Annotated in this window: 7 protein-coding genes, 1 tRNA gene and 1 pseudogene; 6 read left to right on the top strand and 3 right to left on the bottom strand. The window is 36.0% G+C overall.

Annotated elements, in window-relative coordinates; all coding sequences use genetic code 11:
• From ACGH6P_RS05965 to pflA, 5 genes and pseudogenes are all read left to right on the top strand, one after another.
• A pseudogene (locus ACGH6P_RS05965) lies at window positions 1-883 on the top strand (hypothetical protein); the annotation flags it as partial.
• Entirely contained in the window at window positions 883-10,773 is a 9,891-nt protein-coding gene (locus ACGH6P_RS05960) for an SdrD B-like domain-containing protein (RefSeq protein WP_411596967.1), read from the top strand. The pseudogene ACGH6P_RS05965 and the gene ACGH6P_RS05960, both read left to right, overlap by 1 nt.
• Window positions 10,774-11,190: 417 nt before the next feature.
• Window positions 11,191-12,039, top strand: coding sequence for a formate transporter FocA (gene focA, locus ACGH6P_RS05955; RefSeq protein WP_257006728.1), 849 nt, complete (start codon window positions 11,191-11,193; stop codon window positions 12,037-12,039).
• 69 nt (window positions 12,040-12,108) lie between these two features.
• A complete protein-coding gene (pflB, locus tag ACGH6P_RS05950; protein WP_220215723.1) occupies window positions 12,109-14,391 on the top strand; it encodes a formate C-acetyltransferase in 2,283 nt (760 codons plus the stop codon).
• A 238-nt stretch (window positions 14,392-14,629) separates the two neighbouring features.
• A complete protein-coding gene (pflA, locus tag ACGH6P_RS05945) occupies window positions 14,630-15,412 on the top strand; it encodes a pyruvate formate lyase 1-activating protein (RefSeq protein ID WP_411596966.1) in 783 nt (260 codons plus the stop codon).
• Between the two features lie 62 nt (window positions 15,413-15,474).
• On the opposite strand, the gene rarD is transcribed toward pflA, so the two are convergent.
• Both rarD and serS read right to left on the bottom strand, forming a co-directional pair.
• The gene (gene rarD, locus ACGH6P_RS05940; protein WP_411596965.1) at window positions 15,475-16,371 is read right to left on the bottom strand and encodes an EamA family transporter RarD; all 897 of its coding nucleotides are present in this window, start codon (window positions 16,369-16,371) and stop codon (window positions 15,475-15,477) included.
• Between the two features lie 68 nt (window positions 16,372-16,439).
• Entirely contained in the window at window positions 16,440-17,732 is a 1,293-nt protein-coding gene (serS, locus tag ACGH6P_RS05935) for a serine--tRNA ligase (RefSeq protein WP_411596964.1), read from the bottom strand.
• 595 nt (window positions 17,733-18,327) lie between these two features.
• On the opposite strand from serS, the gene ACGH6P_RS05930 reads away from it, so the two are divergent.
• A complete protein-coding gene (locus tag ACGH6P_RS05930) occupies window positions 18,328-18,588 on the top strand; it encodes a DUF4190 domain-containing protein (RefSeq protein ID WP_065559043.1) in 261 nt (86 codons plus the stop codon).
• A gap of 255 nt (window positions 18,589-18,843) precedes the next feature.
• Here ACGH6P_RS05930 and ACGH6P_RS05925 read toward each other — a convergent pair.
• A tRNA-Arg gene (locus tag ACGH6P_RS05925) sits at window positions 18,844-18,920 on the bottom strand.
• Window positions 18,921-18,946: the final 26 nt, after the last annotated feature.

The following is an 18,946-nucleotide window of genomic DNA, read 5'->3' as shown; positions in this document are numbered from 1 at the left end:
ATCGGATGTTTATGGGGTAAGTTATAAACCGACAGAAGCCCAATTTATAGAGGGGTCTTACTCGATAGGCCGTGTGAACAACCGTCACCGCAATCACACCAGTTTAACCGGAAATGATGAAACTCGTCGGGATATTTATGCCGCTGGTTATGGTTATAAAAATGATTTATTTCAAATACGCAATCGTCTGGAATATCGGATAGATGAAGGTAGTGAACGCATAAGACAATGGGTGACCACTAACCGGGCAAAAACGGTGGTTAATGAAAACTTAAGTTGGCTTGGACAATTTGATTTTGCCAAAACGTTTGGTAATCAAGATGATTCAAGTGATGTAGTAAGTAATTACACGGAGTCAATGATCGGTTTTGCCTACCGACCCCAAGTAATCAATAATCTGAACCTTTTTGGCAAAATGACCTATGTGTATGGATTAGACCCGGATGACCAGTTGATAGTGAACTCAACATCATCAGGTGGTAAACGTTATACGTCGAGCTTGTATGACCAAAAGAGCTGGGTATGGTCATTAGAAGGTGTTTACGAATGGAATGCGAACTGGGAAACGGCGTTTAAAGCAGCACAAAGGCAGGGTCATTTACGTTATAAAGGTGAAAGCGATTGGTATTCATCAGGCGCTGATTTATATGCACTAAGGATTAATTATAAGACGGGTGACTGGGAATATCAGGTTGAGGGGCGAACGCTACGTACCGATCTGGCAGATGACCACAAAGACGGTTTAGTGACCAGTGTCTACCGTAATGTTGGCGACAACATCAAGATGGGTGTGGGTTACAACTTCACGGATTATAACGACAACTTAACACGCTTGAACTACCGTTCACATGGTTGGTTTGTCAATGTAGTGGGGAGTTTCTAATGAACAGTTGGCAAAAAGTTAACAGTGGTCAAATACGTTTACCCGTGCAAATAAAATCAGACCTAAAAGCTGAGAATCGAAAAGAAGAGAATTTACGCATATCAGGAGAGAAGATAATGCGAATTAAGTGTAATGCAACAGCGAAAATGAATGCTAAAAAAAGATCTTGGGTTGATGTTTTTAGTTATAAAGCGATATTACAATGTTTAAAATGGATGTTGCTATCCACCTTTATGTCGTTAACAGTTGTATCGGTAGCTAATGCAATTCCAATAGCGGGAAGGGTATTTTTAGACTACGATGATACCGCAAAGAATGTAACCTTTCCGTTACAAGGCTTATCCGTGACATTAAAAGATGATCAAGGTATTTTAATATCAAATGAACAAACAAATGATAATGGTCAGTATAACTTTGAAGTTAACACTTTAGGAAATTATATCGTTGAAATAGCAACCAATAATGGGGAAAGCGTTTCCAAAAACGTAACTGTTAGAGGGGCAACAGGTGAATTAGGTCAAAACCTCTTTTTAAAAGGAAAAGGGGGAACTATTCATCTAAAAGTTAAAAATGGTACAGATGCAGGTATTAACAATATTCCTGTAAAAATGAGAACTCAATCAACGGTTGGGATGGTAACCAATACGGATAATAATATCGTATTAAAAACAGATAGTAATGGCGAAATAGAGATAAAAAATACATTATTACAGGTTAAATATGAGGCTTTTTTTGATAAAGACGTTGATCTCTTTTTAAAAACTCGAAATTATAAATTATGGGATGTCATACTACCAGATAATAGTCATCAATATGCTGAACTTATTTCTTTTAAGATGGAAGGTTCAGATCAAAGTGGGCAATTTAATCTTAAACATCGTAATACCAATTCTGTTGATGGTGTTGTTGTGGTTGATAGAAATAACAACAATACCTATGAAGCAGATATTGATACTGGTCTACAAAATATGAGGGTCGAGTTGTATTATTCCGGTACAACAACCAAAGTAATGGGAACCGATACCGTTATTACAGGTGGTGATGGTAAATACAGCTTTAGTGATCTCGCTGTTGCAACTTATGATATTCAGGTAACAAATGTCACTTCTCCACCTTTTACTACTGATAGTAAAAACAGGGCAAAAGCACAATTAACAATACCTGACTCAACTGGGGTGCCTAGTGGTCCTAATTTCTTGTTTCAATTAGATCCTAACGATACATCTTTATCCAGTATATCTGGAAATGTGTTTGTACTAGGACCTCAGCAATATATTATAGCAGGTCCGGATTCAGGTAAAACGGGCAATAATATTCCGCTTGCGGCTCAAGGTAGTACAGGACTTAATACCACTGTCGAACTTTACCAACATAATGGAACCGATTGGGAGAAAATTGCTTATCAATTTACCGGTAATTTGGGCGCCTATCAATTTGTCGGATTAGTAAAAGACAAAGATTATAAAGTTGTTGTCACAGAGTCAAATATAAATTTAAATAATACTGTTTTTGTCAATGACACAGACGGTAAGTCAACCAGTACCTCCTCTAAATCAAGAAGTACGCATAAAGGAAAAGTCACATTAAGTAATGGTACACAAGCTAACATTGCTGCTAAAGAGATTATCGTACCCAAACTTAACGAGAGAAAAACCAACCAAAACTTTTGGTATTCACCAATACGTAAAGATTTAGGTAATTTATTAGTCGTCAATTATTTGAAAACAGCCAATGGAAATTGGAGCTGGAGTTCAACAATTAATGGGCTTGAAGCAATTACCGCCAGTACTTATACTAAAATAGCCTTTTTTGAAGAAGATGGTGTGACTCAAGCAACCGATTTACAAGGTAATAAATTAGAAGTCAGCTATCAAAAACCGGGTTTTTATGGTGTAAGAGGCTCACAAAATTATCCTATCGATCATGCGGGTTTATTTTATTATTCTGTTGTTGAATATGATACGGATAATTTGGATTATCCCGAATCATATAATGGCGAATATTCGATTAATGTCACTCCAAATAGAACTTGGGAAGATACCCTTTACTTTACACCAAAAAGACCCAATACGATTTCTGGATATGTGTATTTAAATAATAGCCATCGAGGGGCTTTAGGCACTTATAATCCAAATCAAGATACACCAATTAAACAAAATCGGGTTACTTTGGAGCGTAAAGTATTTGGAAAATGGACAGTTATCACTGAATTTGCAACAGATAACAAGGGTTATTACAATTTCACCAATTTGCCTAATGGAGAGTATCGTGTTACGGCTAAACAGGAGTATGGTGGCGACAGTAATATCAAGGCTGGCGATGTTGATTTCGAAAATAATGATCAGAATAGCGGTTCAAGTATCGATCCTAATGATAATAAAAAAACGATATCAAGCATTGTTGTTAATGCGAGTGGTGGTAACAAATATAACAGGGATACTAACATCTGGTATAAATTGAAAATTAATGAAGATGTTCTTCGTGGTTCAGTACTGTTAGATACATGGTTAGGTGATGGTGAGATACAAACGGGGCAAATGTACAATGCTAATGACTTACCATTAAAGAATGCTATTGTTTTACTTTGTGAAGATGACGGTACCAATGATTGTACTGAAAATGGAAGTAATTTTATTGGGAAAAAACTAACCAATGCTAAGGGTGAATATAGTTTTCAAGGGCAACAAGATGGTATTAATCGAGATGTGACTTACATCGTTAAAGCTATCTATTCAGGTACAACCGCTGTCACAAATACCGCTAAAGAGTTAGCTCCAAGTTATAAAGTACAATTTAAACAACTAGATGTCCCGATGACGAAAAACTTTCTAATGCAAGGAAAAGGACAATTTTCGGGGGCACCGGTTAATGATCTCAATGGCGATATGGACTATGCAGGTGAACAAACACTTGAGAAAGGCGATGGATATTTTGATCTCTATTTCTGGAATGGAAGTAATTATGAAAAATGGAGTGTTATTGGTGATTACTATCGAACGATCAATCTTAAATCATTACCAGAAGGCAAATACCGTATTGTTCATCAAGCAGATAAAACTAAATATTTAGATATTGCCGATAAAGATCCTTCTTCACCTCCTGGTACAGTAAATTTTGAAGTATTAGCTGATGGCACATTAGCAAATATGGATAATAATAATCAATGGTTTATGCAAGCAACGATAGCGCCTTCAGGGCTCACTGAAGCCTTGTCAGGTAATATTTATTTAGACATCACCGGATCAACTGAAAAAAATGAGCAATCGGTTTTATTAACATCAGATGAATTACAACGGTATAACCTTTCAGATTTATCTGTAGAAGGGGTCTTTACACCAAGAATTTATCCTAATTACTATGATAGAACGAAAAGTATCGATTCAATCCTTGCAGATCCTGATTTTGTTGATAACAAAGTAAAACAAAATGGGCGATTTGTTTATAATAAACAAAACTCAACTCGGTATAATAATTTATATCTGACAAGTATGTTATTGCGATTAAATGGATTGGATCATAGTGCTTTCAAATTAGTTGGTAATAGCAGCGCATCTAAAACAGAAAAAACTTATCTTCCAAATGAAATAAAAACAAATTTGGAATATATGCAGGTTTATTTATTACCAAGAGGTGTACCGAATCAATATTGGTTAATTAGAGCCAATAATAATACTGAAATTAGCGGTCAGCTTTATTACGATTATGATGATAATGGTAGTTTTGATTCGTCTAAGGGTGACGTGCCAATCACTGGTGTACGAGTCGAAATTTATCGTAAAGGCAGTAATAAATTATATTCTTATACCAAAACGGACAATAACGGTAAATATCGTTTCAGTCATCTTTTAAATGATAATTACACAATAAAAGTAACGGATACAGGCTTAGATAAACGTTATGAATTGAAAAGTCCTTCTGATACCGTGAACGATGTTCAAATCACTGCATCGACGCCAATTTTATCAGGTGGTGGTTTAGACTTCATTTATAAAAAAGAGGGGGATGCATCGATATCGGGTTATGTCATGATCGATATCAATAATAATGGCCAACCCGATATCAGTTTCAATAGAACGGGTGATGTTCCTGTTTCAAATGTAACTATTAATTTATATAAAGGAAGTGACGCAACAGGTACGCCATTTAGTACACTTAAAACCAATGAAATTGGCTATTATAGTTTTAGTTTAAGTAAAGATGATTCGAAAGCTAGCCTTTATACCGTTGAAATTGAACCGCCGAGCGGTTATGGCGTGATTGCAAATGCAGATAACAATACGAACAAAACTTTAAATCCGATATCTTTTAATACTAAAGGTGGTAGTCAGAAAGGTAAATACTTCTTATTAGCAGGGAAAACAAATGCTAATCCATCGGCAGGTATTAACAGCACTACTGCAACAAATAGTGGTATTTCGGGCAAAACATTAATTGGTGATCCTGCTGCTGCAACCGGTGAGCCTTTAGGTGGGGTATTACTCAGTTTATACGATGCTACGACGAATAAAGAAATGGTTCGCCAGTATAGTGATGCCAATGGAGAATATCATTTTTATAATTTGCCAGATGGTAACTATAAAGTCAGTGTTATTTTAGCCCCACAAAACTATGTTATTGTTGGAAATAGCGAAAACTCAGTGCAACCGATTGATACCATATCAAATATCATTATCAATAATCGAGGTATTGACGGTAAAATATTCTATTATAATCAGGCTAGCTATGATGGTATTCAAGGTAATGTGTATATCGATTTTAACGATTCTAACCAAGATTTGAATCATACAAATCAATTTGCGCATCCACTTGATGGCTCGGTACAGGCAACTGTTGAATTATATTCAGGATTAAATGCTAGTGGACAGCCATTGATGACTCAAAAAACCAACAATGGTCATTATCATTTTGCTAATCTATTATACGGAACGGGTGTTAATTACTCTGTTAAAATCATAATGAATTCGATTAGTGACTATGATTTCAAACAAAGTAAATCAGGAAATCAAGCACAAAATATCGTTATTCCTGTCAGTGGATTACCTTTAGAAGGATCACTTGATAATCATTATCTTGTTTTAGGTAAGCAAAAAATTGGTGGTGATGTCTGGATTGATTTCAATAACAATAAAATCAAAACGGTTGATGAGCTTACTAATGGTGTGAAGGTGAATCTAAATTATAAGGTTCCAGGCTCAAATCAATATAAAACGCTTAAAACAATTGAGACGGATAATATTTCTTTAAATGGTAATCCATCGAAAAATGGCCAATATCTTTTCGAAAAACTACCTATAAATTATTATTATCAAGTAGAAGTCATTACACCAGATGGCGCTAAACTTATTCCTGCATCAGAGATAGCAAATAATAAAAATATCATTGATTTTATGCCGCTAACTAATGATGATTTCAGTAGTAGTACTGGATTTAATTATGACGGTATTATCGCAGGACAAGTAACGATTGATGTGGATAATAGTCAAAGTAAAACAGATGTTGATACCAGTTTTGCTGGGGTCAAACTTAATTTGACAAAAGTGCCAAGCCCAAGCCCAAATTCTAATGCGACTAATAATCAAGCAACATTTTCAGTAATAACTGACAGTTCAGGAAATTTTAAATTCGAAAATATGTCACCAGGTCAATGGGTTCTTTCTGCTGATAACTCACAAACAGTGGCAGATTGGAATAATTATGCTTTAAATTATACTTCAATGAATAACAGAACGATTGTTGGGCAGAATAATAGTTTGTCATTAGATATTAACTTAACTGTCAATCAACCTTCAATTGACAATATCAATATCGGTTATCGCGGTAGCAGTAAAATCACAGGTTATGTGGTTATTGACCGAGATGATGATGATCAATATAGTCAAAACGATATGGCATTTGGTCAGTTATCTACACCAATAACCCCAGTAATAACCTTAAATTCAGCAAACAATAAATCGGGCTTCACACCTAAAGATATATCGGTTGACCCATCTACAGGTGCTTTTGAAATAGACGGATTAAGTCAACATAATTATGAAATTACAAGCACAGTAAATCATAATGATTATAAACTTGTCTTTAGTCCAGGAAATCCAGCAACGCCATCGGCGATAGCAACGTTTGATATTAATGGTCCGAATGACAGTCGGTATGAACTTAATCCAGAAAAACGTGCTTTCGGTTATCAAATTAAACGCAACTTATCAGGAACAGTTTATTTGGACGCAAGCGGAAATGGTTCTTATCAAACATTCCATACAAAATTAGAGGGTGCTGTTGTAAAAATTGAAGGTGAATGGAATAACAAAAAAGTGACAGAAAGCCAAACAGTTGGTAGCGATGGTCAGTTTTCGTTTACTAACATTACTGAAGGCAAATGGACAGTTTCGGTTTCACATCCAACACGTTCAAGTTTAGTTTATAGCTATTTTGTTAAAAAATCAGTAAATCCAACTGGGACCAATACTAATAGTATTAGTTATCAGGTTGATTCAAATACCGGTCGAGATATCAAACTTGATCTAGGTATGAAAGGTCAAAGTATAATTACAGGTATGGTTGTTCTGGATAACGATGTCGATGAACAATTGTCACAAGGTGATACCGGTATTGCTAATTTAACCATAAACCTAATCGATCCAACTAATGATACTGTTATCTATAAACAAACGAACACTGGCAGTAATGGTTATTTTGAATTTAATGGTTTATCGAGTGGTAATTATCGAATTCGAGTGACGGATCCTGCAAACGCTTTAAGTGGTTATGTCATTAGCTTTAGTCCGACAGGTAAGGCATCGACGAATAACGCATTCGATATTGCCCCTGTAGTTGTTTCAGCGGACAACGACCAGAAAATCAGTAATGATTTTGGTTATAAAGGTAATATAGGTATCAGTGGTCATATCTATCAAGATATTATGGGTAATGCTGTTCATAATGCTAATTATCCTACATTATCTGGGGTTGAGGTGAGCGCCATCAATCAAAGTAATAACGCAAAAGTTTCGAGCGTTTCACTCGCTGATGGAAGTTATGCAATAAACAATCTAACGTCGGGTGTATGGATTGTTAAAATTACGGGTTATCCTCAAGATTGGAATTATAGTTACGTCAATTATGCTGTTAATTATTCATCCATTGATCAGGTCAATCCTGGCGAGTTGAAACTAACCATTTCTGCCACAGATACCGCAGGTAAAACTATCGACTATGGCTTGAAGGGTAGTGCTAAAATTGCCGGGCGAGTGGTTGTCGATATGGATATCAATGATAATGCTAGTTTGAATTACCATGCGGCAGCTATTGATAGACCTTTAAATGGTATTCCTGTTACCCTCAAAAGTAATGGCTTAAGTGGTGCGCCTGAAATCAGAACGACAACGGATAGCAATGGTCATTACCAGTTTGATAATCTAACGGCATATAATCAATATGAAGTGAGCGTTGATGATAGCACCTTATTGCAGTCTGGATATCAAATCAGTTTCAGTCCAGCCATGGTTAATGGTGGAAATGCAAGTAACCATGATATGTTAGTGGTAGCGGGTGTTAATCAACAAGTTGACAATATTGATTATGGTTATAAGAGTCAAAAAGCGTTAAAAGGCAAAATTTATAAAGATTACTCAGGAAAAGGTATACATCAGACATATCATACTACTTTAGCGGGTGTTACCGTTGAAGCAAGGGATGCGAATAATCCTAATATTCTTCTAACCGCTGTGAGTGATGCTAACGGTCAATATGAGATCAATAATATTGCAGAAGGTGAATGGATTATTACTGTTCAACCAGTAGCAGGTTCAGGCTATAGTTATAGCTATGTGGTTAAACCACAAGGTATATCTGCTACTGATGTTCCAAATGGAACAAAACTAGATATGAATGCGGCATCTTCTCCATTAGTCACCAATGTTGATTTTGGTCTGAAAGGTCAAGCAAGCATTAGTGGTCAAGTTGTGATTGATATCGATACCAATGATGGTAATGCAATAACAGCTCAAGATATTGGTATTGATTCACTGTTCCCACATTATGCCGTTGAATTATTTGTCGAAAATGATTTGGTTGATAGTGTTGAAGCAATAAGTACAGGCACAAATATTGATGATCTTGGTCAATATAAGTTTGAAAACTTAGTTGCAGGTGTTAACTATAAAGTTAAAGTCTCTATTCAAAATTCTAACTATATAAGTAGTTTCTTACTAACAGATAGTAATATTGCTGCAACAACGAATAAGACTGATAACGAAATGGAGGAAATTTACCAGTTTGCGAGTGCAACCGATCATGCTCGTGGAGTAATTTTTGCTTGGAGTGGGATAAGTGGTATTAAAGGTAAAGTGTTCTTAGATAACAATGATGATGGAGAGTACAATCCTTCAATTGATAGTTCAGTTAATGCGCCGGTCACATTACTATTCGAGAATGTAAACAATCCTGCTATCCACTTTACACACACATTAGCAGCAAGTGATGTTGATTATGAAATTAATAACATTATTCCGGGTAAATGGAAAATTGAAGTTACAGGTATACCAACGACTTTAAGAGCAAGCTTTGATCCGGATGATGCGCATCACGATCGTAATGGCACCGTAAATACCCCTGAAACAGAAAACGTGGCAACATTAGATATTTCAGGTAGTTTAATCGATCAAAACTTTGGTTATATCAATGGAGGATTCATTGAAGGAAGAATTCTTGATGATAATCAGGGCGGAGGGTTAAAAGGTGCTGCTAATTATAATGGCTTAAAAGGTGTGAATGTTTACTTATTAGATAGTGATAAACAACACATCTTAGATAAAAATGGTCAACCGGTTAAGTCAATAAGTGGTGAAAATGGTAAATTTAGTTTCCGTAACCTCATTATTGATACCAATAATAATGGTGCAGCACGATACTTTGTTAGAGTCCTGTATGGCGAGTATAACGATGGTAGTGTCAATGTTGGTCGTGGTAATCCTTTATTTGATTTGATACCGTCATTTGATCAATACGCAGACAATAACGGTAAAGTAATTGAACATGACTTAATTAATTTAGCTAATCCACCGGCTTCGGTAACATTCAATGGTGTGGGTGGTGCTCACACTGTGCCTGTCATGTTAAAAGATATGTCAACAACTTTGACACGGTTAGCGAATGAAATGCTATTAGGGTATCGTAATTCGGATGAGGATGTCACGATAATTAAAATGGCACAGAAAGATAATGTCGTTGTAGGTGATATCGTGCCTTACTCAATTCGAATTATCAATAATAGTCCGCGTGCTTCAGCTATCAAGATACAAGATATCTTACCGGCAGGCTTTAAGTTTGTTAAAGGTTCAACGCGTCTTGATGGTAAAAAAGTTGCTGATCCTAGTGGCGGAAGAACGGTCACCTCTCAGGTCATCAAATTGAAATCTAACGATGAAATAACGCTTACTTATATGCTGGTGGTCGGTTCGGGGGTGACTCAAGGTGAATATACCAATACAGCTAAAGCGATAAACTCATTAACCGGACGAGTAGTCTCCAATACCTCTCATGCAACCGTAACGGTTACGGCCGATCCATTATTTGATGATGCGCTTATTTTCGGAAAAGTGTATGTCGATAAAAATGGTAACGGTATTCAAGATGAAAATGAAGAAGGATTGGGTGGGATCAAACTGGTTACGGCTCGGGGTGAAATCATTACAACCGATGCAATTGGTCGTTATCACCTAGTCGGTGTATCAGGTGGTCGTTGGGAAAGAGGAGCCAATTTTGTGATAAAATTGGATACCAGAACATTACCAAAAGGCTATGAAGTGATTGGGCGTAATCCTAAAGTGATTCGAGTATCACCAGGGTTACCTAGCAAAGTTGACTTCTTAGTTTCAGAGGTAAGTAATCCATAACAATTGGATTACGGGCAAAATTTGGATAAGGATATCCAAATTGTAACGTGAAGTTACATTTACATATTTATTTAAGACTTGTTCTATTTTATTTTCCTCCTTTTTCGATATATCAGAAAAAGGATGGAAAATTTTTTTATTTTATCGGAATTTCTTCAGTCAACAGCAATGCAAAAAAATCGTTTATAATTGCTATGAAATAGTTAACTGTCTGTTTTAAAAGCTTATTAAAACTGTTAAACACTTTTTAAATCAAAACAGAATGTTATTATTTATGTTAATAAATGTAAAAAAATAAAATAAAAATAATGAGTTATAATTTTTTAAATTTTTTTAACTAAAAAATTGATGATTTGACATAAATTAAGAGTATACTATCCGCCTCATAAAACCCTAGTTTTTTTGAGGATGTTAACATTGAGTAATGATAAGCTTGTGGATTCTCTTTCCCCCGCACAAATGACCCAAATCGCTGAAGAGGTCGGTAATTATAAAGTAAATAAGCACCCAAGTAGTACGATTCTATCTGCCATTATTGCAGGTGTATTTATCTCAATTGCTTTTGTATTTTATATTACCGTGACAACAGGTACATCTACCGTTGCGTTTGGACTTGCTAAATTAGTCGGTGGTATTTGTTTCTCATTAGGACTTATGCTCGTTGTTTGCTGTGGAGCAGATCTTTTTACTTCAACAGTTTTAACAATTTTGCCGAAAATGACGCATAAAGTCAGTTGGTTTAGAATGATTCGCAATTGGATTTTAGTCTATATTGGTAATTTTATTGGTGCTATACTGTTTGTTGGCGTGATATGGTTCTCAGGTCAATATATGGTAGCCAATGGGATGTGGGGACTAAATGTTCTGCAAACTGCAGATCATAAATTGCATCATACTTTTATTGAAGCTGTTTTTCTTGGTTTATTAGCCAATCTAATGGTGTGCTTGGCGGCTTGGATGAGTTACGCTGGTCGTAGTTTATTAGATAAAATGCTAATCATGATTTTACCGGTAGCAATGTTTGTGGCAAGTGGTTTTGAGCATAGCATTGCTAATATGTTTATGATCCCAATGGGAATTGTGATCAACAATTTTGCTTCTCCGGAATTTTGGCATGCAATAGGTGTATCACCGGATGCATTCAAAGAATTAACCGTTGAGCATTTTGTGTTAAAGAATTTGATTCCTGTAACAATCGGGAATATTTTAGGTGGTTTAGCCGTTGCGCTGCCTTATTGGGCATTATATTTACGTAAGCCACATTGATTTTTATGATATTTACCCTTATATACAAAAGAGTAGATAGAAATTTTAGTAAACCTGAGGTGAAAAACTATGAGTAATTTAAACGAAGTACAAGCGGTCGCTTGGAAAGGATTTAAAGATGGTGATTGGCAAAATAATGTCAATGTCCGCGACTTCATTCAAAAAAACTACACACCATATGAGGGTGATGAGTCTTTTTTAGCTGGCGCAACTGATGCGACAACTAAATTATGGGATAAAGTTATGGAAGGCATCAAAATTGAAAATGCTACCCATGCCCCTGTAGATTTTGATACAAGTGTTATTTCGACAATTACTGCTCATGATGCAGGTTACATTGAAAAAGATTTAGAAAAAATTGTTGGCCTACAAACTGAGAAACCATTAAAACGTGCGATTATCCCGTTTGGCGGTATCAAAATGATCGAGAACTCTTGTAAAGCATACAACAGAACACTTGATCCTTTAGTCAAAAAAATCTTTACTGATTATCGTAAAACCCATAACCAAGGTGTTTTCGATATCTATACACCAGATATTCTTCGTTGTCGTAAATCAGGTGTTATCACTGGTCTTCCTGATGCGTATGGACGTGGTCGTATCATTGGGGATTACCGTCGTGTAGCACTTTACGGTATCGACTATTTGATGCAAGACAAATTTGCACAATTCAATTCATTACAAGCGGATTTTGAAAATGGTGTTGATTTAGCCATGACAATGCAACGTCGTGAAGAAATCGCTGAACAACATCGTGCGCTTGGTCAAATTAAAGAAATGGCTGCTAAATATGGTTACGACATTTCTGGACCAGCGAAAACGGCACAAGAAGCTGTTCAATGGACTTACTTCGGTTATTTAGCTGCGGTTAAATCTCAAAACGGTGCCGCTATGTCTTTAGGCCGTACTTCAACATTCTTTGATATTTATTTCCAACGTGATCTTGAAGCTGGATTAATTACTGAAAAAGACGCTCAAGAAATTGTTGACCACTTCGTAATGAAATTACGTATGGTTCGTTTCTTACGTACTCCAGAATATGATGAATTATTCTCTGGTGACCCTATTTGGGCAACAGAATCTATCGCTGGTATGGGTGTTGATGGTCGTACATTAGTTACTAAGACTTCTTTCCGTTTCTTAAACACTTTATATACCATGGGTCCATCACCAGAACCAAATATGACTATTCTTTGGTCTGAACAGTTACCAAGTGGATTCAAAGAGTTCGCATCAAAAGTATCGATTGATACGTCATCTTTACAATATGAAAATGATGATTTAATGCGTCCAGACTTTAACAACGACGATTATGCAATCGCATGTTGTGTAAGCCCAATGATTGTTGGTAAACAAATGCAATTCTTTGGTGCGCGTGCAAACCTTGCTAAAACTCTTCTATACGCAATCAATGGTGGTGTGGATGAGAAATTAAAAATGCAAGTTGGCCCGAAAGAAGATCCAATCACTGATGAATATCTTGATTTCGACAAAGTCTTTGCTCGTTTAGATCACTTTATGGATTGGTTAGCAAAACAATATGTGACAGCACTAAACGCAATTCACTATATGCACGATAAATACAGCTATGAAGCATCATTAATGGCTCTTCACGATCGTGATATTATTCGTACTATGGCATGTGGTATTGCTGGTCTTTCTGTTGCTGCTGACTCATTATCTGCAATTAAATATGCAAAAGTAAAAACCATTCGTGATGAAGACGGTCTTGCGGTAGATTTTGAAATCGAAGGTGAATATCCACAATTCGGTAACAATGATCCACGTGTAGATGATATCGCTGTAGATTTAGTTGAACGTTTCATGAAGAAAATTCAAAAACTTAAAACTTATCGTAATGCAATTCCTACACAATCTGTATTAACCATTACTTCAAACGTTGTATATGGTAAGAAAACAGGTAATACGCCAGACGGTCGTCGTGCCGGTGCGCCATTTGGACCAGGTGCTAACCCAATGCACGGACGTGACCAAAAAGGTGCGGTTGCTTCATTAACATCTGTTGCTAAATTGCCATTTGCTTACGCTAAAGACGGTATTTCTTATACTTTCTCTATCGTACCAAATGCATTAGGTAAAGATGATAATGCACGTAAACGTAACTTAGCTGGTTTAATGGATGGTTACTTCCACCACGAAGCATCAGTTGAAGGTGGTCAGCACTTAAATGTTAACGTATTGAATCGTGAAACATTATTAGATGCGATGGAACATCCTGAAAAATATCCACAATTAACCATTCGTGTTTCTGGATATGCAGTGCGTTTCAACTCATTAACGAAAGAACAACAAAAAGACGTCATTACACGTACTTTTACACAATCTATGTAATTTAGTTGATTTTAAATTACGACAAAATAGCGTCCTAAAAGGGCGCTATTTTTTTATAATATTGACTAAATTCATATTCATTATTCGTAAAAGAGTAGTTGTGTTGATATCATTCATTTTTAACCTATATAATTACCTAAATTAAAAAGCGTTTCTGATTAGTGTAATTGGTGAAAGCTAAACCGTATCTGAGTTAAAATAACGTATAAGCAATGTGAGCAACGATTAGAGAAAATTTATGGAACAAAATAACAATATCATTATGACAGCAAAACAACCGATTAAAGGTCGTATTCATTCTTTCGAATCTTTTGGTACTGTTGATGGGCCAGGAATTCGCTTCATTGTTTTTTTTCAAGGTTGCTTAATGCGCTGTTTATACTGTCATAATCGTGATACTTGGGATTTGAAAGCAGGACGAGAGGTCACGGTTGATGAACTAATGAAAGAAATTGTTTCTTACAAAAGTTTTATCATGCCTAATGGGGGCGGCGTCACCGCATCGGGTGGTGAAGCAACGTTGCAATCTGAATTTATTACAGAATGGTTTAAGGCTTGTCATGAAGAGGGTATAAGCACCTGTCTGGATACCAACGGTTATGCCAGACAACTTGATCAGACTGTTGATGCGTTAATGGAAGTAACGGATTTAGTGATGCTAGATTTAAAACAGATGAATGATGAAATACATCAGAAACTGGTCGGTGTTTCGAATAAACGGGTACTTGAGTTTGCTAAATATCTTCAAAAAATTAATAAAAAAACATGGATCCGCTATGTCGTTGTGCCAGGCTGGACGGATGATGATAATTCTGCGCATCTACTAGGTCAATTTATTCAAGGAATGGATAATATTGAGCGTGTTGAATTATTGCCTTACCATAAAATGGGGGCTTATAAATGGGATACGATAGGGGATAAATATCAATTGGAAGGCGTTGAGGCGCCTCCAAGAGAAACCTTAGACAGAATCCAAGCGATTATTGAAAGTTATGGCCAGCCGGTCACGTTTAGTAAATAAATTTCACTATATCAAATAAAAGCACATTAAAATGTGCTTTTTTGTTATTTATCGAATGTTATTTACCGAATTCTTTTACGTTTTATCGCTCGTAAAACAAATATACTCCCTTCTAATGCTAATACGCAGACAGACAACCAAATAAGCCCATATGAGATGATATGCTCTGATGATACAGATTCATGCAAAAATATTACCGATACCATAGAAAGCAAAACAGGTTCTACATATCCAAGTAATCCGAATAATCCCATCGGTAGTAATCGTCTTGCAACAAAATACATTGCAAAAGCAATAGCGGTAATGATTCCTAGCATAGGGATAAAAATAGGAAAATGGGTAATGTCATGAATAATCTCATCCCAACTGTAGTTAAGAATAAAATAAAACAAACACCCAATAAAAATAAAAAAGAAGTCCGAAAACGTGCCTGCAATGCCCTCTATTTGTAATTTTCGGCGTGTCATAAAATAAACGGGGTATCCTAGGGCGATGACGGCTGTTTCCCACGAAAATGCGCCTGTATTGACAATTTCAATAGCGACCCCTAATGCCGCAAGCCCCACTGTTATTTTTTGTAAAAAACTGAGCTTTTCTTGATAAAACAGTTGTCCTGAAATAACCATGGTTAACGGTAGTAGAAAATAGCCTAAAGAAGCTGACAAGCCATGTCCGTTGATAGGCGCCCAGATAAAGATCATCATCTGGACTGTCAATAATAGTGATGAGCACAATAACCCAATTAAGAGAAGGGGATGTGTTTTTATACGGACAAAAAGTAGATGAATGGCAGACCACTGTTTTTCAATTAAAATTAGAATCACAATCGCAGGAAAAGAAGTCAACAATCGCCAGCAAAAGATATCAATAACTGACAAGGGATGCAATAACACGGGATAATAATAAAGTAAGCCAAAAAGGCATGATGCGAGTATTGACAGGACAACACCTTTTATCATGATTTCACCTTAATTAATAAAAAAATAGCGCTAATGAATAGCGCTATTATAGGGTTAAAAAACGTTTTTTAGCCTATTACTTCGACACCATTCATGTATGGGACTAAAACGGATGGAACTTTAATGCTTCCATCAGCTTGCTGATAGTTTTCCATAATGGCAACCAATGTACGCCCTACCGCTAATCCAGAACCATTTAAAGTATGGACTAAATAAGTTTTATTGTCTGCTTTGCTACGATAACGAGCTTGCATACGACGTGCTTGGAAATCCCACATATTAGAGCAAGAAGAGATTTCTCGATAAGTGTTTTGAGCAGGAACCCAAACTTCAAGATCATAGGTCTTACAAGAACCAAAGCCCATATCACCGGTACATAGCACAATTTTTCGATAAGGCAGTTCTAATAGCTGCAACACTTTTTCAGCATGAGCAGTAAGCTCTTCTAACGCTTGCATGGATTCTTCTGGTTTCACTATTTGCACTAACTCAACTTTATCAAATTGGTGCATACGAATTAAACCACGTGTGTCTTTACCATAAGATCCTGCTTCAGAACGGAAACAAGGTGTATGAGCGGTCATTTTTAATGGAAGCTCACTTTCATCTAAAATTTCATCACGCACTAAGTTTGTTACCGGAACTTCAGCGGTTGGGATTAATGCATAATTACTGCTTTCTGCTTCTTCATCGAGCGGTTTTGTGTGAAATAGGTCACCTGCAAATTTTGGTAATTGACCTGTTCCAAATAAAGTGGCCTTATTAACTAAATAAGGTACGTAAATTTCAGCATAGCCATGCTGCTCGGTATGAAGGTCTAACATGAATTGAGCGATAGCACGGTGTAAACGCGCAATTTGAGATTTCATCACCACAAATCGAGCCCCAGTGAGTTTTACACCCGCAGCAAAGTCAAGCCCACCAAAACGTTCACCTAAAGCAACATGATCTTTTACTTGAAAATCAAATGTTCTTGGCGTACCAAAACGCGATATTTCAACATTATCATTTTCGTCTTTACCGTCAGGTACAGAATCATCCGGTATATTTGGAATATTTGAAGCAATATCTTTAATTTGATTCAGTAAGATTTCTAGCTCAGCTTTAGCGCTGTTGAGTCTTTCACCAAGCTTATTGACTTCTTCACGTACGGACGTGATATCTTCACCACGAGCTTTAGCTTCACCAATAGCTTTAGAACGTGCATTACGCTCTGCCTGTAAGCTTTCGGTTTCAACTTGTAGTACTTTACGTTTTTCTTCAAGTTGACGAATACTATCAACATCTAATTTAAATCCACGGCGCGCTAATTTAGTAGCGACAAGATCCAATTCATTTCGGAGTAAATTCGGGTCCAACATAAAAAAAGTCCATTATGATTAATTAAAGATATCTATCTACTTTAATGGTTATTTTAATATAGCGACGACCATATTTAAAATAAAAAAGCAGACTGATTATAAATATTTAAAGTTTGAGCTTAGTATACTCGATTTATATCGGGATTCAACCAGAGTGGTATACCCGAAGAAATCTAACTGATATTCGTCAATCAATGTAGTTCAATTGGATAAAAGCAATTATTTTATCATTTATTTTTCTTGCTTATACTGCTGAATATTTTATCTCGACTATTATTCATAAAAGAAAAACAAATACAAGTTATTAACAATCATTTTTTGGTAAATTTTATCATCCCGATGTTTCATATTGGTTTTAAATCTATTTTCCTATTTTTATACAGTATTAAATCATTATCTAAATCATTTAGTTATTGTTATATGTCAATTGCTACTGATATCGATCTTATTCGCATCTATCATGAAAATAATTTGAATAGCGGTGATTTATGATTGATAAAGTGAAATATATCTTATATTGATCTGCTAAAACGATAATCTTATACTTAACTGCTATTTATTTTATTTTTCAAAAGTATCAAGGGGCAAAAGATAAATGGATCAACAACAATATAAAGCAACAAGTGGTTTAGCTATAGCGGGGATGAGTTGCGGAATTTCATCACTGGTTTCTATTTTGGTCATCAATATTTTAAGTATTGTCGTCGCTATTGTCGCTATAGTATTGAGTGCTGTTGCTATGAGTGATATAAAAAATAATAATAAAAGAGGTTTTGGTTTTGCAACAACAGGCATAATTTGTGGAATCATAACGCTTTTATTATGGTGTTCATTTTTCATTTTAGTATTAACTTAGAATGTGCACTTTGACTTCTAATCTTGCTTAAAACACTTTTTAGGGCTTGGGTAGGAATAGATGACATTAGATGCCTGAGAAACATAAAAAGCGTTGTAGAGCGTTTTATATAAGCATTTTTGGGGTATTGGTAAACATGCTAACGTGTAGAGCAGATGATTAATATATGCGTATAGAATAATTTTTTAGGTGGTTTTACACATTATAACCTTTGATTGATTAGCATAAATCGAAGAATCTTTTGGGATGCTTAAATGGCGCACCCGAAGGGATTCGAACCCCTGACCGCTCGGTTCGAAGCCGAGTGCTCTATCCAGCTGAGCTACGGATGCTTGTAAGTTCGTAAAAATGGTGCATC

It is taken from the genome of Gilliamella sp. CG25 (assembly GCF_046635705.1).
Classification (GTDB): Bacteria; Pseudomonadota; Gammaproteobacteria; order Enterobacterales; family Orbaceae; genus Gilliamella; species Gilliamella apicola_I.
The sequence above is the reverse complement of the archived record's forward strand: the minus strand, read 5'-3'. Positions and strand labels throughout refer to the sequence as shown.